Below are 19,608 nucleotides of genomic sequence, written 5' to 3'. Positions count from 1 at the left end.
GAAAAAGGGATGCAAGCACAGCATCCCTTATTTTTGTACAATAATTACTACTTAATTGTATTCTTAGATGATGTGAAATTATAGAATAGAGTAGGATAGAAGTGCTAATTAAACAGTAATCTCGTAATAAAGTTGTGTGAATTTTTAAGAGTTTAATAAGTTAACTAAACTTATCTCTAGAACAAGTAAGCATAACTTATTTGAAATCCTGAACTGTTATGACCGCTATTGGGAAATTTTAAACCTGCATTTGAGGTATGTCTTAAGCTATAGGTTATAATAAATTCATGCTCATCTACTTGATATTGTGTTCCAATACTCAAAACATCTGAAAAAGAAAAACCTCGTTTCAGTCTTTCGGTAGTTTGTGTGCCATACATAGGACCTATACGAATTTGAATAAATGGTTTTATTTCGAAATTCCAGTTGTAAACTGTTTTCAGTCCTGCATGTGCTACGTATTCGTTAAATGATCTTGCCTGTGTGAATCGATCACGTCTTTCTTGAAAATTTTCTTGATCTGGTGTGATAAAATAAAAATTAAGCAATTGATGATCTACCTGATATAGTGCCGTCTCAATTGAGGTGTGAAAGGTCCATTTGCCACTTTGCCATTGCTGCCATTCATAAAATATGTGAGCCGACTTTGTTTCATAAATATAATCGTTGCTCGTTCCAGGAAAAGATTGCTGTGTGTGCCAACCATATCCGATACCGATTTTCCTGTTTCTAGCCGATTTTTCTGATGAAGTTTCTTGTGCTTGAACCGATATACTTACTATTGAAACAAGTAAGAAAATGAAACTATTAATTAATCTTGTAAACACCACCTAAACTTAAATTAGCATAATGAGCCACACTTAATTGAGATGTGACACTCCATTTATTCCAGTTGTAAGTGGCACCTAGATCAAATCGATAAGACTGTTTAGTTTCACCAAGAGCTATAAGGACCTCGTTAAATAAGTTCAGAAATGTACCTTCACTTCCAGTAAGTCGATAATCAATCCAACTATTTGTATAACCTACACCACTAGAAAATGTCCAATTGTTATAATCCTTACTTGCAATTAATTGGACAATAACAGCATGTGAGTCAATTAAAGCACCATCAATGGTTGTAAGCGCTGTTCCTTGATTTGATTCTATAGTATAAGGGTCAAATATTAAATTAAAATCAAAAAGAGAATAATTGGCTAGAACTGCTAGCTCAAAATCACGATTTGAACCAAAGAAATATTGGCTTAGATTATGTTTAAGCCCAATACCGTATAAACTAAAATTAGATTTATCCAAGGTGATTTTTGGCGCAAATCTTACAAGCAATTCAGTTTCGGCCCATAAGCCTACGTTAGCTTGTAAAAATGGATGTCCTAGTACTTCAGATGATATGCCTTCAAAAACTTGAAGTTCATACTCTTCACCTTCCACGGTAAAATCGAAAAACGTTCGTTGTTCTGGACCTAAGGCTGTAGGAATTTTAGCCTCTGTGCCGCCTCGTATTCTCAAATTGTTGAATTGATCGTTATTTACTGTGAAGAATTGTTTTTTCTCAGGAGCAACTAGCGCATTAGCATGTAGGCCTATGCTCGTCTTAAATTTGGGTAGTGCTTTAGCACTGTAATACCAGGCTGCTCCTGCTTGCGTAACACTGGCTTCGGCTGCTGGTTCAATATACCCATCCAAATAGACAAGTAAATCTTCTAAAACAACTTCAATATCATTTTGAGCTCGTAGTGTTTCCGCTTTCGCGAAAGCGAGAAAAACAATAACTAACGGGACAAATTTTTTCATAGATTGAATTTTAAGGAATTTACCTTATTTGATGTAGGTACTATTAAAACTCCTGACAGACTTCTCTTCAATACGCCATAATAAAAACGGTAAAGAGGTTAAACCACCATAAATGAAATAAACTGCCTTACCTAGTGCCAAATATTTACCTATAAAGAAAAATGTAGTTAAGAACGCCACAGCTCCTATTATAAATCCTATCGAGATGATTAGCTGATTTGTTTCGGCTTTAATCTTTTTAATAGGTGTTGATTGTTGTGTGTGGCAATGACTGCACTGTGATGCAATTGAATCACCGTATTTCATTTTGATTTCAACACGGTCTTTTCCCTTAATCTTTAAATTGAAATGGTTGCCACAACTGGTACACCTTGTGTATAAGTTCATGAAGTTCTTGGTTAACTGGTTTTCAAATATAAATAACTTATTCAAGGTTTTATAAACCTTAAAAAGCGATTACCTTTGCGCCCTTTAAAATACAGCAGTTCACAAGCATGGCTAAAATTTTCAACAACTTTACAAAATCTCCAAAAAACGATATTCTTGCGGGAATTACGGTATCGCTAGCTATGATTCCAGAGGTAGTGGCCTTTGCTTTTGTGGCTGGTATTGATCCATTAGTAGCACTTTCAGGAGCATTTATAATAGGATTAATAACCGCTTTATTTGGTGGTCGTCCTGGTTTAATATCGGGCGCTGCTGGTGCCGTTGCAGTGATATTTGTTGATCTCATTATTAAAGGTCATGAAAAGGGTATGGCCTTTGAAAACCCAGTAGAAAATATGGGTTTTTACTACCTATTTGCCACGGTAATCTTAATGGGTATTATTCAAATAGGAGCAGGTGTTTTTAAGATAGGTAAATTCGTTAGGTTAATACCACATCCAGTAATGATGGGATTTGTGAATGGTCTTGCGGTAGTGATTTTCATGGCCCAAGTAAAGATGTTTTCACATAAAAATCCAGTTGTGGGAGAAGATGGAGTTACGCGATATGTATCCACTTACATGCAAGGAACTGAATTGTGGACGATGATTGCGCTTGTGTTATTAACCATGGGAATTATATGGTTATTACCTAAACTTACTAAAAAGATACCTGCAGCATTAACCGCAATCATAGTTACAACTGCTGTTGTTGTGATAAGCGGTATGGAAGTAAGTACAGTAGGTTCTTACATAATTGAAGGTGGTGGGACAGGTTTAAAGGGTGAATTACCTACTTTTAATACTGATCTTTGGAGCAACTTACCAATCAATTTTAAAACTTTTCAATTCATCCTTCCTTATGCTTTTCTTGCCGCTGCAGTTGGTTTGATTGAATCCTTGATGACCATGAATTTAGTCGATGAACTTACCGAGACACGTGGTAGTGGTAATCGTGAATGTGTGGCGCAAGGTGCAGGTAATATTGTGAGTGGACTTTTCGGAGGAACAGGTGGTTGTGGGATGATTGGTCAAACAGTAATTAATATTAATGCCGGTGGTCGTGGTAGACTTTCTGGGGTTATGATGGCAATTACCTTGTTAACTTTTTTATTGTTTACAGATAAACTAATAGAGCAAGTTCCTATCGCAGCATTGATAGGTGTAATGTTTATGATGGTTATTGACACCTTTGCTTGGTCAAGTTTCAGGATACTTAATAAAATTCCAAAATCTGATGCTGCTGTTCTGATAACAGTATCAGTAGTTACAGTAATTTTTGATCTTGCAATTGCTGTTTTTGTAGGTGTTATTATAAGTGCTCTTGTTTTTGCTTGGGAAAGCGCCAAAAGAATTAGAGCGAGAAAACGTATTGAAGATGATGGAACCAAAGTGTATGAAATTTGGGGCCCATTATTTTTTGGATCAGTGACTGATTTTAATAAGAAATTTGATCCTAAAAATGATCCGCAAAAAATTAAAATAGATTTTATCGAATCTAGGGTTCAGGATCATTCAGGAATTGAAGCATTACGAGAGGTCGTAAATAAATATCAAGCACAAGGAAAAGAAGTGAAGCTGACCCATTTAAGTCCTGAGTGTAAAGAATTACTCATGCGTCGTAATCCTGAATTTGATACTATTATTGAAAGCAGTGTTGAGGATCCACGGTACCATATTGCTACCGATTTATTAGATGCAGAGGTTTAAGGAAGAATATTTTAATCTTCCTCTTTAAAACTTCTCAGGTAGATTTATTTTAATTATTGATTAACACAAAATGCGTGCAATGTATGGCATTGTTGCATGGATTTTCACGTAATAATAATTTGGATAATGCTACGAGAAGTGATTTAAATCAATTGTGTTGAACTCTCATTAACATAATTTTAAGTTTTTAGACTTGAGGCTTACGTTTTAATTCATTGATTAATAAGGGCTTTTGAATTCATGTTAATTCTTGTTTAAACCAGTTATATTCTGCGTTTCAAGTTGAGATTTGCTATTTTTGGGAAAACTACGCAATCGATGGATATCAACTTTAATAAAAACGAAGATCACAATAAATTACTATTAAGTACTCTCAAAAAAAGATTTGCTCAAGTTTCATTAGGCGGTGGGCAAAAACGCATAGATAAGCTTCATGCTAAAGGTAAGCTTACTGCAAGAGAAAGAATCGATTATTTATTGGACGATCCATCCAATGCTATTGAAATAGGAGCCTTTGCTGGTGAAGGAATGTATGAGGAGCATGGTGGTTGTCCTAGCGGTGGAGTAGTCGTTAAAATTGGTCATGTTCAAGGTAAACAAGTCATCGTAGTCGCAAATGACGCTACGGTTAAAGCAGGAGCCTGGTTTCCTATTACGGGTAAGAAGAACCTTAGAGCCCAAGAAATTTCGATTGAAAATAAATTACCGATTATCTATTTAGTAGATAGTGCAGGAGTGTACTTGCCTATGCAAGATGAAATATTCCCAGACAAGGAACATTTTGGTCGCATCTTTCGTAATAATGCAGTTATGAGTAGTATGGGAATCACTCAAATTGCTGCTGTTATGGGTAGCTGTGTTGCTGGTGGCGCTTATTTGCCTATAATGAGTGATGAGGCTCTTATAGTCGATAAAACAGGTAGTATCTTTTTAGCAGGAAGTTATTTGGTTAAAGCAGCCATTGGAGAAAGTATCGATAATGAAACCTTAGGTGGTGCAACTACTCACTGTGAAATAAGCGGTGTAACTGATTATAAGGCTAGCGACGATAAAGATGCCTTAGATAAAATCAAGAATATTTTTGACAAAATTGGAGACTTTGAAAAGGCTGGTTTTAATAGAAAGGAATCGGTAGCGCCTTCTCTGGATCCAGAAGAGTTATTTGGTACGCTTCCGCGAAAGCGTAGTGATCAATATGATATGATGGATATCATCAATCGTATGATCGATGCCGATACATTTGAAGAATATAAATCTGGCTATGGCCAAACCATCGTAACTGGATATGCTAGAATTGATGGATGGGCAGTTGGTATAGTGGCTAACCAAAGGAAAATTGTAAAAACCAAAAAAGGTGAAATGCAATTTGGTGGTGTAATCTATAGTGATAGCGCTGATAAGGCAACCCGTTTTATTGCCAACTGTAACCAAAAGAAAATACCTTTAGTGTTCTTACAAGACGTGACTGGCTTTATGGTAGGTTCCAAGTCAGAACACGGTGGGATCATAAAAGACGGTGCTAAGATGGTAAATGCTGTTTCAAATAGTGTGGTGCCTAAATTCACTGTAGTAGTAGGAAACAGTTATGGTGCTGGTAATTATGCTATGTGCGGTAAAGCCTATGATCCTAGATTAATCGTTGCGTGGCCTAGCGCAGAGCTTGCAGTAATGTCTGGAAATAGCGCTGCCAAAGTTCTCATGCAAATTGAAAAAGCATCGCTAGAAAAATCGGGTGAGAAACTAAGTGAAGCAGATGAAAAAGCCTTGTTTGACAAAATCAAAAATAGATATGACGATCAGGTTTCTCCTTATTACGCAGCTGCAAGGTTATGGACTGATGCTATTATAGATCCGCGCGATACACGCAAGTGGATTTCTATGGGAATAGAAGCCGCAAATCATGCACCTATTGAAAAGGATTTTAATCTTGGGGTGATACAGACTTAATTATAATATTGCTACATGATCTGTAGTTATTATCTTGATCCAAAGGCTAAATCCTACAATGACCATAAAGAGGTATTTTAAAATTGCGCTATTTGCCCTTTTAGCTTTTATAGTCTACAAGGTCGCGAGTTGGTTTGTTTTTGAACCAGATCGTATAAACGCTTTTCATCTTGTACCTCATGATGCAATGTTTATCATTGAAACGCGCGAACCTATTAGTAATTTAGAAATTCTTTCTCAAAGTGAATTATGGGATCATTTGCAATCGAATGAGCAAATTGCATTGATGAGTGAGAAGTTAAACTCATTGGATTCTCTTTTTCAGTCAGAAAGAAATTTATTTAATAAAATAGGAGATAGAGATCTTATTATAAGTGCTCATAAAATCAGTTTTGACGATTACGGGTTTTTATACGTAGCCGATTTAAGGCAGTATTCAAAAATTGATTTGATTAAAAATAACATTAGCCAATTAGTTAATGAGAATTATAGTGTCTCTAAAAGAGAATTTAAAGGGCATGTAATTCAAGAGATATTGGATACAAATACAAATGAGGTTCTTAGAATAACCTTTATAGAAAATCAATTAGTAGCAAGTTATACACCTCGATTGGTTGAAAGAAGTATTACCACAAGCAAAAATCCTAAATTAAGTACCGACTTGAATTTCATAAAAGTGAAAAACGAGATTCAAGATGATGGCTTATTCAGGTTTTACTTGAATCACAATCAGCTCAGTAATTACTATGGTCTTTTTGTTAATGAATCCAGTGATATTATTGATATTCTTGAAAGAAATTTTTATTACAGTGGTTTTCAAATAGAAGAAGAAAGTGATCGATGGTTAAAGGCAACTGGCTATATAAGCGGTAATTCGACTGCACAAGCCTTTATAAAAGCATTAGACAATTCTGGAACAGGTAGCTTAGATGCCACTACTATTTTACCAAATGATACCGCACTTTATATAAGTTTTGGGTTTGATGATTTTCAATTTCTACATCAGGATTTTATTTCAATTTTAAAGAAACAAGAAAATAAAACAGTTGAAGAATATGAAAATGGTAAAAAGAAGATAGAAGAATTTCTGGATATAGATCTAGATCGTGATATGTACTCTTGGTGGGATGATGAATTTGCTTTTGCTACTCTAGATAATAGCAATAATTCTAATTATAAGAGTAACCAAGAAAGTATAATAGCTGCCATTAAATATAACGACGAGGATGTAATGCAGGAGCGGCTAAGATTTGTTCAAGAACAAATTCGTAAAAAATCTCCTGCCAAGTTCAAAACGGTTTATTATAAACAACATGCAATAAATTTTCTTGATATAAAAGGCTTTTTTAAATGGGTGTTAGGAGGAATGTTTGAACGAATTGAAAAACCATATTATACAGTTATTGATGACTATATAGTCTTTTCTAACAGTCCAGTAACACTCAAAAAAATGATTGATGACTACGAGGACAAAAACACATTGATTTACAGCGATTATTACATGGATTTTATTGATGAATTCAGTACCCAAAGCAACGTGTTTTTTTATATAGATACTAATAAACTAGCTCATGTAGGAAGTGAATACTTAAATAAAGAAACTCAACTATTGCTTAATAAGCAACACGATTTTTACTCACAATTTACCCAACTAGGTTTTGAGTTAAAGGCAAAGGAGGATTTATTTAAAACAAGAGCTGTAATGAGATATGATCCTGATTACGATAATCAGGTGCAAGAATTAGAGCAACAGGTTTCACCAGGAATTGAGTTGGTGCGTAATGTGGTAAATCTAGATAAAGAAACAATATTTCAGCTTGACCTATTTCCTTCAGATTTTACCGCTAGTGATTATGAGCAATTCTACTCAAATGGTCAGCTTAAATTCAAAGTTCCTTTAAGTGATGGTTTACCTAACGGTAGATATAGAGAATATTATATCACTGGTGAGTTGAAAATTTCTGGACGCTTTAAACTAGGTAAGCAAATTGGCAAATGGAAAGCCTTCTATCCTAATGAAAAACGCTTTCACCAAAAAAGCTTTTAGCCCTATTTACTAGATTAAATATTACATGCCGTAAAGTAAAATTTGATGCTTACTACTTTCCAGTAAACCAGCATTGAATCAAAAATGATTTAAAAAAGCTTTTGATTTTTTAGTCTATTTCATACCTAAAAATATTACTACTTTAAGAATTATAAGTAAGCTAACAACCGTTAGTTTTCTTATTTTTATCCCATGGCAAAAATGGAAGATTTTGTTTTACCCAAAATGGGTGAAAGCATAACCGAAGGAACTGTACTCAATTGGATGGTACAACCAGGAGAATCCTTTGAAGAAGGAGATATTCTTGTTGAAGTAGGTACTGATAAAGTTGATAATGAAGTACCTGCGACTGCTAGTGGTATCATGCAGGAGCATTTATTCAATTCAGGAGACGTGGTTGAAATAGGTGCTGTGATTGCTCGATTTGAGCCAGTAGAAGGAGCAGTAAGTTCAACAAAAAAAACAGACAATTCCGCACAAAAGGCAACTCAAAAAACGAGTTCTGAGAAACCAAAACAAACACCTCTCAAGCCTAAAAAAGCCGTAACCAGTTCAATTAGTAATACTCAAACCTCATTTGTCAATGTTGATAGGTTCATAAGCCCGTTAGTAGAAAGTATAGCAAGAGAGCATCATATTTCGTATGAGGAATTAGCTCGTATTCCTGGCACTGGTAAAGATAATCGTCTACGCAAGAGTGATGTAATACAATATTTGAATGAAGGCAGGCCTTATCAATTTGCACAATCAGTATCGCCAGAACCAGACCCAACAGCATATAGAATTCCCCAACTCAATTTAGATAAGGGAACTGGTCGTATTGTAGAAATGGACCGCATGCGTAGCATGATTGCAGATCACATGGTGTATAGTAAACACACTAGTCCACATGTTACTGCCTATGTTGAAGCAGATTTGACTGATGTAGTACGCTTTCGCGAAAGCGTGAAAAATGAATTCCAAGAAAAACACGGCAACAAACTGACCTTTACGCCATTATTCGTTAAAGCTGTTGCCAGCGCTATTAAAGAATTTCCAATGATTAATAGTAGTCTGGATGGCAAAAATATTATCGTAAAAGAGGAAATTAATGTTGGGATGGCAACGGCGTTACCTACCGGTAATTTAATAGTGCCTGTAGTTAAAAATGCCGATCAGAAAACACTACCTGAACTAGCTGCCGATGTAAATCGACTTGCCGGGCTAGCTAGGGATAATAAACTAGGTGGTGATGATATAAAAGGAAGCACCTTTACAATTAGTAATGTAGGGACCTTTGGTTCCTTAATGGGAACACCCATTATCAATCAACCAGAAGTCGCAATATTGGCAACTGGGATTATTAAAAAGCGTGCCGAAGTAATCACAGAAAATGGAGAAGATCGCATCGAGATTCGCAGTATGATGATGTTAAGTTTAAGTTTTGATCACCGTGTTGTTGACGGTTATTTAGGCGGTAGCTTTTTGAAAAAGGTAGCTGATAACATGGCTCTTGTTCCCGATCTTAAAGATTTATAACACTATAAAATCACTGTCTACATTGATAATGTGATGTGGACAGGTAAAACATTTAATATGAGTAATTTTATAAATGATACTCAATTTAAGGAAAACCTTAAAAAGGCCTATCGTAATCTAGTTACTGCCAAAGCAATGGCAGAGCATTACGAAGACAATTTTAAGCTGGTTTCAAAATATGTACATGCCACTAGCCGTGGTCATGAGGTGATACAAACTGCAATCGGAATGCAATTGCTACCTCAAGATTTTGCATTTCCCTACTATCGCGACGATGCCATGCTGCTCGCAATAGGTATGAAGCCTTATGATTTAATGCTACAGTTATTAGCTAAAAAAGATGATCCCTTCAGTGGTGGTCGTACCTACTACTCACACCCGTCATTGAACGACGAGGACAAGCCTAAAATTCCTCATCAAAGTAGCGCAACAGGAATGCAAGCAATTCCTGCAACAGGTGTCGCAATGGGAATGTGGTACAAGGAAAGTCTTGAAGAATTGAAGCAAGATGACGATGTTGACATGCCTATCGTCGTTTGTTCACTAGGTGATGCCAGTGTAACCGAAGGTGAAATAGCGGAAGCCTGGCAAATGGCAGCCCTTAAACAATTACCTATTCTATATCTAGTACAAGATAATGGCTGGGATATAAGTGCCAATGAAGCAGAAACACGTGCACAAAATGCTGCCCAATATGCATCAGGGTTTCATGGCTTAGAGTCGGTAAGTATTGATGGGACAGACTTTGAGGAATCATATAAAACCCTTGAAAAAGTTATTGAAACTATCAGGACAGAACGCAGACCATTTGTAGTTCATGCCAAGGTGCCATTGCTTAATCATCATACAAGCGGTGTTCGCATGGAGTTTTATAGAGATGATCTTGAAGAGGCACGTAGTCGTGACCCTTATCCACGCATGCGTGAGCTTATGGGTAAATATGGATTTAGCGAGCTGGAACTGGATGAAATGGACGCTTTCGCGAAAGCAGAAGTAGAGCAATCTCTCAAAAATGCAATAGAACAACCAGACCCAGAACCAGCAGATTTGTTTACGCATGATTTTGCACCTACACCGATTACTGAGGAAAAAGGAGAACGATCGCCAAAGGACGCAGAAAAAGTAGTCATGGTGGACTGTGCCTTGTTTGCAGTTGAAGAATTGATGCGCAAGCATCCTGAATGCTTACTTTATGGGCAAGATGTAGGAGGAAGATTAGGTGGTGTTTTTAGAGAAGCAGCTACACTAGCTCAAAAGTTTGGTGATAATCGAGTTTTTAACACTCCTATTCAAGAAGCCTTTATAGTAGGTAGTACAGTAGGAATGAGTGCGGTAGGATTGAAACCAATAGTTGAAGTTCAGTTTGCAGATTATATATGGCCAGGTCTGAATCAATTATTTACCGAGGTCTCAAGATCATGTTACTTGAGTAATGGTAAATGGCCGGTATCAATGATTTTAAGAGTGCCTATAGGTGCCTATGGTAGTGGTGGTCCTTATCACTCATCATCTGTAGAAAGTGTTATAACCAATATACGAGGTCTTAAAATAGCATATCCTTCTAATGGTGCCGATTTAAAAGGACTGATGAAAGCAGCTTATTACGATCCTAATCCTGTGGTGATTTTTGAACACAAAGGTTTGTATTGGTCCAAAGTGCCAGGAACAAAAGGAGCAACTAGCATAGAGCCTAGCGAGGATTACGTCCTGCCATTTGGTAAAGCATGGGTTTTACAAGAAATTTGGAAACAAGAGGAAGAGGAAACCTTGTCGATAATTACCTATGGAATGGGTGTTCACTGGGCTATGAATGCTACTCAAGAATTAGGAGTTCAGGATAGAGTAGAGGTAGTCGATCTACGTACTCTACATCCGTTGGACTATCAGACTGTATTTACCAGTGTGAAGAAATGCGGTAAATGTTTAATTGTAACCGAAGAACCTAGTGATAATGGGTTTTCGCGAGGATTGCAAGGTCGTATTCAAGAAGAATGTTTTAAAGAGTTAGACGCACCAGTAATGCTTATAGGAAGTGAGAATATGCCTGCGATTCCTTTAAATAGTACGCTAGAGCAAACCATGATTCCTAGTACTGAAAAGGTTAAAGTTATGATTGAAAAAGTCTTAAATTATTAATTGATGAAAATTCAAATTGAACGTAAGAATGATGATTTTTTGATGGAAGCAACAGGCTCCTCAGGAAATACAGTAATGATCGATCATAGTGGCGCAACTCCTGTACAAGGAGTAAGTCCAATGGAACTTGTTTTAATGGGAGTAGGTGGCTGTAGCGCAATTGATATTATTGATATTCTTAAAAAGCAACGTCAATCTATCACTAGTTACAAAGTTGAGGTGGAAGGAGATCGATTTGAATTAGATAATGCAAAACCATTTAAGTCAATCACTTGTGCTATTCATCTGGAAGGAGATATAGACGATAAAAAGGCTGCTCGTGCAGCGGCTTTAAGTTTTGAGAAATACTGTAGTGTTTCTAAAACTTTTGATGCTGTAGTTGCGATTAACTATAAAGTAATAGTAAACGGTACCGAGATTGAGTAATTTTCATATTAAAAAGCCCTTAAAAAATTAATTTTAAGGGCTTTTATACTAATTCTAAAAATTTTTATCTAGCTGGCTCTGGAGGAAATTGCTCTAATATTTCTTTAACCATTTCATTGGTTCGTTCTATTTTGTCTTGTGGTGTGGTCTTTAACGGCGCTGTTCCTATACCTTGCCAAATAAGCTCTTTTTTACTGGTGTCAATAAAATCTATATAAAGAACGCCTTCGGTAACTCGGTTTACGCTATTGCCCCATGGGCCACCCCAAAAGCCGCCCCAGCCCCAGCCCCAGCCGACATTCCAACCCCAGTTGTTATATACATCAACACGCTCCTTGGCATCAGTGAAAATATTAATCATGAAATCAGGATTTTGAGATTTGGTAAATCCTTTTGCTTGCATATTCGCATCAATAGCTCTAAGAATACGTTTTTTATCAAGTTCGCTTACATCGGCTTCGTCAATACCTTGTTTGTAGTAGGCGTACGTTTGATACTTGTTAAAATCTGCATTTACATCATAATCTTGAGTAACTCGTACTGTTTGACAACTAGCAGCTACTATTGTTATTAATAAAAGGGTAAAAAATCGTTTCATAGCTATTGGGTTTTGCGCTTTCGCGAAAGCGATATCAACTTTCACGATTTGCTAATTAATATTTTTAATTAAGTTACTGTCTACTTTATTAGGTAACGTGACTTTCAAATCTGGATTAAGTTCCATTGCTCGTTTAATCGCAAATGTTGCATTTTCATTACGAGCCCAGTTTCTTCTTGCTATTCCATTATTAACGTCCCAGAAAAGCATACTCTCCAAATTATTTTGAGCTTCTTTACTACCATCAATAACCATACCGAATCCACCATTAATTACTTCGCCCCAGCCTACACCGCCGCCATTATGAATGGAAACCCATGTAGCACCTCTGAAGCTATCGCCTATTACATTATGTATAGCCATGTCTGCTGTAAATCTAGAACCGTCATAAATGTTTGATGTTTCACGGTATGGTGAGTCTGTACCTGATACATCGTGATGATCTCGGCCTAAAATTATAGGGCCTATTTCTTCTTGCGCTATGGCTTGATTAAAAGCTTTGGCTATTTCTATTCTTCCTAAAGCATCTGCATATAAAATACGTGCTTGCGATCCTACTACAAGTTGATTTTGTTGTGCGCCCTTAATCCATTGGATATTATCTTGCATTTGTTGTTTAATCTCCTGCGGAGAGTTTGCTGCTAGTTTTTCTAAAACTTGAGTAGCAATTTCATCTGTTTTTTTAAGATCTGTAGGATCGTTACTAGCACAAACCCATCTAAATGGGCCAAACCCAAAGTCAAAACACATAGGTCCCATTATATCTTGTACGTATGATGGGTATTTGAATTCTGTAGTTTCTCCTTTGATGTTAGCTCCTGCACGACTGGACTCTAATAAAAAGGCATTACCATAATCAAAGAAATAGGTTCCTTGATCAGTATGTTTATTCACAGCAGCAACGTGTCTTCTTAAAGAATTTTGAACCTGACTTTTAAATTCTTCAGGCTGTTCACTCATCATTTTATTTGCCTGTTCAAAAGATAGATCTACCGGGTAGTAACCGCCAGCCCATGGGTTGTGTAAGCTAGTTTGATCGCTACCTATCGCAATTTCTATTCCTGCTTCATGGAAGGATTCCCATACATGAACGACGTTTCCTAGATAAGCAATTGATAAAGGTTCTTTGTGTTGTTGGGCAACTTTTACTCGTTCTACTAACTCATGTGTGTTGTCAATTACAATATCCACCCATCCTTGTGAATGTCGAGTTTGTACCGCCTTTGGATTCATTTCGGCACAAACGGTGATACAACCTGCAATATTTCCAGCTTTTGGTTGTGCTCCACTCATTCCTCCTAATCCAGAAGTAACAAATACATTACCTAATGGAGATTTTCCAATTTTTCTAAAGGCGTTTAATACAGTTATAGTGGTACCATGAACGATTCCTTGAGGACCTATATACATGTAGGATCCTGCTGTCATTTGACCGTATTGGGTGACACCTAGTGCATTAAATTTTTCCCAATCATCAGGTTTAGAATAATTAGGTATCATCATTCCATTTGTAACAACACAGCGAGGAGCCTTTTTATGTGAAGGGAATAACCCCATTGGGTGACCGCTGTACATGACTAAAGTTTGTTCATCGGTCATTTCGCTCAAATATTGCATAGTGAGTAAATATTGAGCCCAGTTTTGAAAAACAGCACCATTACCACCGTAAGTGATAAGTTCATGAGGATGCTGTGCGACCGCGTGATCAAGATTATTTTGAATCATGAGCATTATTCCTGCAGCCTGTTTAGAACGAGCTGGATAATCGTCAATAGATCTAGCTTTTATTTCTTCCTTAGGCATGAAACGATACATATAAATTCGTCCATACTCGTCTAATTCCTGTTTAAACTCTGGTAATAAAATGGAGTGAAATTCAGGTTTAAAATATCGGAGTGCGTTGCGCAATGCAAGTTCTTCTTCTTCTTTATTGAGAATTTTTTTTCTTTTAGGAGCATGGTTTACTGAGTTGTCATAGACATATGGGTCTGGTAAAGATTCAGGAATACCCTGTTTTATACTCTGTTGAAATATGTCTAAATCAAACTGACTGTTGTTATTGATAGTTTTGTTCATTATTTCTGGCTGTTTGTTTTTTTATTGTAACCGTATGGGCAGTGTCTGCATCCACTTTCACAACAATAACCTCTTTTTAAATGGTATTGTTCAGTGAAACAACGATACCCTTCTGGTGTTAAGTAGTAATCTCCTTCCTCAATGGGAATATGTTTTTTCATGGCTTAAAAATACTATTTTACGGTGGTATGACCGTAAGGATAATAGGCTTTTGACTTAATAAATACTACCTTTATCACAATGATAGTGGTCGAAATTTCATTTCTTAAAAATTATAACGGTATAACGCTATATCCATTTTTATTGGTTAAATCCAAAGCGCTTAAAAATGATCCGGTTTTTATGAATCATGAAAGAATTCACGCCAGGCAACAGCTGGAGCTTTTAATCGTCTTTTTCTATTTATGGTATCTGTTGGAATATCTAATATTAAGAGTTAGTAAATCACATGATCTAGCCTATAGATCAATAAGATTTGAAAAAGAAGCTTATTGTATGGAAACGGAGCTACAATACTTAAAAAAGCGAAAACCCTATGCTTTTTTACATTATTAGCTTGCTACCTTTGTCCTATGCAAGATTATGGAGTAATACAGTCTGAAAATCAGTTTTTTAAAACACTTAATAACGTTTTAATAGATATTAAGCGAGAAGACTTATTGCATCCTGAAGTATCTGGTAATAAGCTTAGGAAATTAAAATATAACGTATTACATGCACAAGAAGAATCCATCAATACCCTAGTTACATATGGAGGAGCTTTTTCAAATCAAATAGCAGCCACAAGCGCCGCTGCAAAAATTGCTGGTTTATCTAGTATCGGGATTATAAGAGGAGAGGAATTGGGTTTAAATCTAAAAAAAACCTTAGCAAGTAATAATACCTTACTCACAGCTCACAACAATGGAATGAAATTTCACTTTGTAACTAGAGAATCTTACAAGCAAAAGGATGATCAATACTATCGAGAACTTTTTAAGGAACACGGTAAACTTATGATTATCCCAGAAGGTGGAACTAACCAACTGGCAATTCAAGGAACCAAAGAAATATTAACCGACCAAGATAAATCTCATTATGATTTTATTGCCGTGGCTGGCGGAACAGGTGGAACTGCAGCAGGTATTATTGAAAGTAGCGCACCTAACCAAAAGGTTTTGGTGTTTTCTGCCTTAAAGGGAGGTTTTTTAAAGGAGGAAATAAACAAGCTTACTCTTCGTTCTAATTTTCAAGTGTTTTCTGAGAATAGATTTGGAGGATACGCAAGGTCTGATAATGAACTGATTAAATATATGAATTCACGCTTTCGCGAAAGCGGAGTACCACTTGATCCCATATACACTTCAAAAATGATGTTCCATCTAGAAGACCTTATTTTAAAAGGTGTTTTTCCTAAAGATTCTCGTATTTTAGCAATTCATACAGGAGGATTACAGGCGATCGCTGGTTACAATCAAATGTTGAAAAGAAAAAGAAGAGAAGAAATTACTTATGAGTTTGAAATTTAAAAATTTGCTGATCATTTTCTTTGGAGTGATGCTATTAACATCGTGCGGTGGTAGTAAAAAAGTAGTGACTACAAAGAAGAAAAAGACAACTCAAACAGTCACTCAACCAGATTCGACGCCACAAGCCATAGGTCAACAAGAAGAAGATAAGGTTACTAAAACTACAAAGCCTGATAGTAAAGATAAGGTGTCCACTTACATAGATTTATTTGCTAATACCGCCATGCGAGAGATGAAACTTTATAAGATACCAGCTAGTATCACGCTAGCTCAAGGTATTCTAGAAAGTGGATCTGGTGAAGGTCGTCTAGCTGTAGAGGCTAACAACCACTTTGGAATAAAATGTCATAAAGGATGGACTGGTGGACGTATATATCATGATGATGATAAGGCGCAAGAATGTTTTAGGACCTATAATGATCCAGACTATTCTTATCGTGATCATTCTCTATTTTTGAGAGATAGGAAAAGATATGCAGGTTTATTCAAATTACAACCAGATGATTACCAAGGTTGGGCCAAAGGTTTAAGAGCTGCTGGATATGCCACAGATAGACGTTACCCTCAAAAACTCATAAGTTTAATTGAGCGTTATGAGCTATACAAGTACGATAATATGGTACTAGGAAACCCTACGGATTCTAAAACCAGAACTATCACCGATGTAAGACCAAGTGTACAAGCATCGCACAAAGTTGTAGCCGGCGACACACTTTATAGTATTTCAAGAAAATATAATATTACAGTAGATCAATTGAAAGCCTTTAATGGTTTAAAGGACAACACTATTAGTGTAGGTCAAGAACTATTTGTAGAACCTCTTCCTAAAGATTTTTAATGTCATTTATTTATCAACGTAGTAGTGCCTTATTTAATGAGGCAAAAAAATATATTCCTGGTGGTGTAAACTCACCGGTACGAGCATTTAACGCAGTAGGCGGTGATCCCGTATATGTCAAAAGCGCCAAAGGAGCTTATCTTCAAACTGAGGATGGACATGAAATTATAGATTATATAGCTTCATGGGGTCCAATGATATTAGGTCATGCCTTTGAGCCCGTAGTGAATTCGGTAAAAGAGGCTGTTGACCGTGGTACTTCCTATGGTATGCCTACTGAATTGGAGACCAAAATTGCTGCTCTTGCCATTGAAATGGCTCCTAATATTGATCAAATTAGAATGGTAAACTCTGGTACCGAGGCTTGTATGAGTGCAGTAAGGCTAGCTAGAGGTTACACAGGTCGAGATAAAATTATCAAATTTGCAGGTTGCTACCACGGGCATAGTGATTCCTTTTTAATTCAAGCTGGTAGTGGTGCGGTGACTTTTGGGAGTCCAAATAGTCCTGGAGTAACAAAAGGAACAGCTCAAGATACTTTACTTGCCCAGTACAACAACCTTGATCAGGTTGCACAGCTATTTGAGCATAATAAGGATCAAATTGCCTGTATCATTCTAGAGCCTATTGCTGGTAACATGGGTTGTATAATACCACAGGAAGGGTTTCTACAAGGATTAAGAGAATTGTGTGATCAAAATAATGCACTACTCATTTTTGATGAGGTGATGACTGGTTTTAGGCTAGCTCGTGGTGGTGCACAAGAGGTAACAGGTGTAAATGCAGACATTGTTACCTATGGTAAAGTCATAGGTGGCGGATTACCTGTAGGAGCATTTGCAGCACGTCAAGAAATTATGAATTATTTAGCGCCACTAGGTCCAGTTTATCAGGCTGGTACATTAAGTGGTAATCCACTAGCGATGAATGCCGGATATGCAATGTTAAATCATTTGAATAAACATCCAGAAGTGTTTGATAGTCTTTCTCAAAAAACGGAGTATTTACATAAGGGAATTCAAGAAGTTCTAGAGAGTAAGGGAATCGAGTATCAGATTAATAGATTTGGATCGATGATGTCAGTTCATTTTACTCCAGATCCAGTAGTGGATTTTGAAAGCGCAGCCAAAGGAAACAATGAGTGGTTTAAAAAATATTTTCATGGATTGCTAGAACGAGGTATTTATTTGCCACCTAGTGCATTTGAAAGCTATTTCTTAAATGATGCTCTTTCTTATCAAGATCTAGACAGAACTATTGAGGCTACTCAGGAAGTAGTTAAAAGCTGGTAACATAACTTTTGCTACTTTAGTGAGATGGAAGCATTTTTAAAATTCTTTGAAACAATGCCCATCTACTATAAATTGGTGTGGCTGATAGGTTTGATTACCCTTTTCTGGATTCTTGAAGGATACTATAGTTTTTTAAAATCACCTTATGATAAATGGAAGCATGCTCAAACAAATCTTGCCTTGCTTTCATTTACTATGATTATTAATGTAGCATTTGGTTTACTGACTGCTGGTGTTTTTATTTTTCTAGAGCAAAATAGTTTAGGTGTATTAAATTATGTGAGTTTGCCTATATGGTTAGAACTAGGCATAAGTTTATTAGTACTAGATCTTGTTGCTCAATATGGCATTCATTTTTTACTACATAAAAGTAGTGTTTTATGGAGGCTTCACACGGTACACCACAGTGATACTTTTTTAGATGTTACTAGTGGAACTAGACATCACCCTTTGGATTTTATGTTAAGGGAATTTGCAGCTTTGATAGCAGTAGTGATTACAGGTATGCCTATAGGTTTTTATCTTATATATAGGATCATTACAGTATTTTTTACTTATTGGAGTCATGCAAATATTAGTTTGCCTAAAAAACTGGATAAAACACTAAGCTACCTAATAGTAACACCTGGTATGCATAAATTCCATCATCATGATAGTATGCCTATAACAGATACAAATTTTGGGAATATTCTGAGTATTTGGGATCACATATTTGGAACCTATTACTATGGTGATAGCCAAAATATCAACTACGGATTGGACATTGTCGATAGTAAGCGCTCAAACGATTTTAAGTATCAGTTAGGTTTGCCTTTTAACAAAACTATCCAGTATAAAAACAAAGAAGGCTCTCAAAATTGAGAACCTTCTTTTAATCGACCAATCTATATTATTATTTCGGAGATTGTTTGCTTTTTAATAAGTTGTACTTTTCTGTACCTAGTACTTCTTTAAGGCGCTTTTCATAATTACTTTGTACATCATTTAAAGTTCCTTGCAAGTCATTCGTTTCTCCTCTTTGCGCTTCTCTTTCTATACGAATAACCATTGATTCGCGATCTCTAACTATTTCTCGTAGCTCGCTTACCTTTTTCTCATCCAATTTAACAGCATCAACAATCAATTGAACTTTTGTTTCTATTTTCTTATTGAATTCTTTAACTCTGATATGAGTTTGCGCAGAAACTTCCTGTTGTTCTGCCGTAATAGTTTGTTGTGAATATGCACTTACTGAACACACAATGGCTAATAAGAATATGATCTTTTTCATTTGATGGTATTTGTTGAGTTTAA

The 19,608-nt window shown here is 36.3% G+C and carries 17 protein-coding genes; 10 read left to right on the top strand and 7 right to left on the bottom strand.

Annotation, left to right across the window (positions count from 1 at the left end; all coding sequences use genetic code 11):
* Nucleotides 1–176: 176 nt before the first annotated feature.
* From HCN53_RS06230 to HCN53_RS06220, 3 genes are read right to left on the bottom strand one after another with little or no spacing between them, the layout of a single operon-like run.
* Complete coding sequence (locus HCN53_RS06230) at nt 177–827, bottom strand: acyloxyacyl hydrolase (protein ID WP_167342387.1); 651 nt, start codon at nt 825–827, stop codon at nt 177–179.
* The gene (locus tag HCN53_RS06225) at nt 808–1,794 is read right to left on the bottom strand and encodes a DUF6588 family protein (protein ID WP_167342386.1); all 987 of its coding nucleotides are present in this window, start codon (nt 1,792–1,794) and stop codon (nt 808–810) included. The genes HCN53_RS06230 and HCN53_RS06225 overlap by 20 nt, the downstream gene beginning before the upstream one ends.
* A 24-nt stretch (nt 1,795–1,818) precedes the next feature.
* The gene (locus HCN53_RS06220; protein WP_167342385.1) at nt 1,819–2,181 is read right to left on the bottom strand and encodes a hypothetical protein; all 363 of its coding nucleotides are present in this window, start codon (nt 2,179–2,181) and stop codon (nt 1,819–1,821) included.
* Nucleotides 2,182–2,288: 107 nt separating this feature from the next.
* On the opposite strand from HCN53_RS06220, the gene HCN53_RS06215 reads away from it, so the two are divergent.
* The 6 genes from HCN53_RS06215 to HCN53_RS06190 all read left to right on the top strand — a co-directional run bounded on the left by HCN53_RS06215 (nt 2,289) and on the right by HCN53_RS06190 (nt 12,003).
* Nucleotides 2,289–3,929 (top strand): SulP family inorganic anion transporter, encoded by a 1,641-nt coding sequence (locus HCN53_RS06215; RefSeq protein ID WP_167342384.1) that lies wholly within the window; start codon nt 2,289–2,291, stop codon nt 3,927–3,929.
* 318 nt (nt 3,930–4,247) lie between these two features.
* The gene (locus HCN53_RS06210) at nt 4,248–5,876 is read left to right on the top strand and encodes an acyl-CoA carboxylase subunit beta (protein ID WP_085775110.1); all 1,629 of its coding nucleotides are present in this window, start codon (nt 4,248–4,250) and stop codon (nt 5,874–5,876) included.
* A 58-nt stretch (nt 5,877–5,934) separates the two neighbouring features.
* Nucleotides 5,935–7,923 carry a DUF3352 domain-containing protein gene (locus tag HCN53_RS06205; protein ID WP_167342383.1) on the top strand — a complete coding sequence of 663 codons (1,989 nt, stop codon included), beginning with the start codon at nt 5,935–5,937 and terminating at the stop codon, nt 7,921–7,923.
* A 192-nt stretch (nt 7,924–8,115) separates the two neighbouring features.
* Nucleotides 8,116–9,441 carry a dihydrolipoamide acetyltransferase family protein gene (locus HCN53_RS06200; RefSeq protein ID WP_167342382.1) on the top strand — a complete coding sequence of 442 codons (1,326 nt, stop codon included), beginning with the start codon at nt 8,116–8,118 and terminating at the stop codon, nt 9,439–9,441.
* A gap of 57 nt (nt 9,442–9,498) precedes the next feature.
* On the top strand, nt 9,499–11,577 hold the full coding sequence (locus HCN53_RS06195) for a thiamine pyrophosphate-dependent enzyme (RefSeq protein WP_167342381.1): 2,079 nt from the start codon (nt 9,499–9,501) through the stop codon (nt 11,575–11,577).
* A 3-nt stretch (nt 11,578–11,580) separates the two neighbouring features.
* Nucleotides 11,581–12,003 (top strand): OsmC family protein, encoded by a 423-nt coding sequence (locus HCN53_RS06190; protein WP_167342380.1) that lies wholly within the window; start codon nt 11,581–11,583, stop codon nt 12,001–12,003.
* A gap of 64 nt (nt 12,004–12,067) precedes the next feature.
* On the opposite strand, the gene HCN53_RS06185 is transcribed toward HCN53_RS06190, so the two are convergent.
* Genes HCN53_RS06185 through HCN53_RS06175 form a run of 3 tightly spaced genes read right to left on the bottom strand, consistent with a single transcriptional unit; the run spans nt 12,068 to nt 14,838 of the window.
* Nucleotides 12,068–12,646 carry a DUF4136 domain-containing protein gene (locus HCN53_RS06185; protein WP_317168810.1) on the bottom strand — a complete coding sequence of 193 codons (579 nt, stop codon included), beginning with the start codon at nt 12,644–12,646 and terminating at the stop codon, nt 12,068–12,070.
* 6 nt (nt 12,647–12,652) lie between these two features.
* On the bottom strand, nt 12,653–14,677 hold the full coding sequence (locus HCN53_RS06180) for a urocanate hydratase (RefSeq protein ID WP_167342379.1): 2,025 nt from the start codon (nt 14,675–14,677) through the stop codon (nt 12,653–12,655).
* Nucleotides 14,677–14,838: a DUF5522 domain-containing protein gene (locus tag HCN53_RS06175; protein WP_167342378.1), complete on the bottom strand. Its 162-nt coding sequence runs from the start codon at nt 14,836–14,838 to the stop codon at nt 14,677–14,679. The genes HCN53_RS06180 and HCN53_RS06175 overlap by 1 nt, the downstream gene beginning before the upstream one ends.
* 411 nt (nt 14,839–15,249) lie before the next feature.
* On the opposite strand from HCN53_RS06175, the gene HCN53_RS06170 reads away from it, so the two are divergent.
* Genes HCN53_RS06170 through HCN53_RS06155 form a run of 4 tightly spaced genes read left to right on the top strand, consistent with a single transcriptional unit; the run spans nt 15,250 to nt 19,176 of the window.
* Entirely contained in the window at nt 15,250–16,185 is a 936-nt protein-coding gene (locus tag HCN53_RS06170) for a 1-aminocyclopropane-1-carboxylate deaminase/D-cysteine desulfhydrase (protein ID WP_167342377.1), read from the top strand.
* The gene (locus tag HCN53_RS06165) at nt 16,169–17,023 is read left to right on the top strand and encodes a glucosaminidase domain-containing protein (RefSeq protein ID WP_105019468.1); all 855 of its coding nucleotides are present in this window, start codon (nt 16,169–16,171) and stop codon (nt 17,021–17,023) included. The genes HCN53_RS06170 and HCN53_RS06165 overlap by 17 nt, the downstream gene beginning before the upstream one ends.
* Complete coding sequence (gene hemL / locus HCN53_RS06160) at nt 17,023–18,315, top strand: glutamate-1-semialdehyde 2,1-aminomutase (protein ID WP_167342376.1); 1,293 nt, start codon at nt 17,023–17,025, stop codon at nt 18,313–18,315. Before HCN53_RS06165 ends, hemL begins: the two co-directional genes overlap by 1 nt.
* 24 nt (nt 18,316–18,339) lie before the next feature.
* On the top strand, nt 18,340–19,176 hold the full coding sequence (locus HCN53_RS06155) for a sterol desaturase family protein (protein ID WP_167342375.1): 837 nt from the start codon (nt 18,340–18,342) through the stop codon (nt 19,174–19,176).
* A gap of 31 nt (nt 19,177–19,207) precedes the next feature.
* On the opposite strand, the gene HCN53_RS06150 is transcribed toward HCN53_RS06155, so the two are convergent.
* Nucleotides 19,208–19,585: a hypothetical protein gene (locus HCN53_RS06150; protein ID WP_042277696.1), complete on the bottom strand. Its 378-nt coding sequence runs from the start codon at nt 19,583–19,585 to the stop codon at nt 19,208–19,210.
* Nucleotides 19,586–19,608: the final 23 nt, after the last annotated feature.

It is taken from the genome of Nonlabens sp. SY33080 (assembly GCF_011784885.1).
Lineage (GTDB): Bacteria > Bacteroidota > Bacteroidia > Flavobacteriales > Flavobacteriaceae > Nonlabens > Nonlabens tegetincola.
Note: the sequence above shows the minus strand (reverse complement) of the source record. Positions and strands in the feature narration are given on the sequence as shown.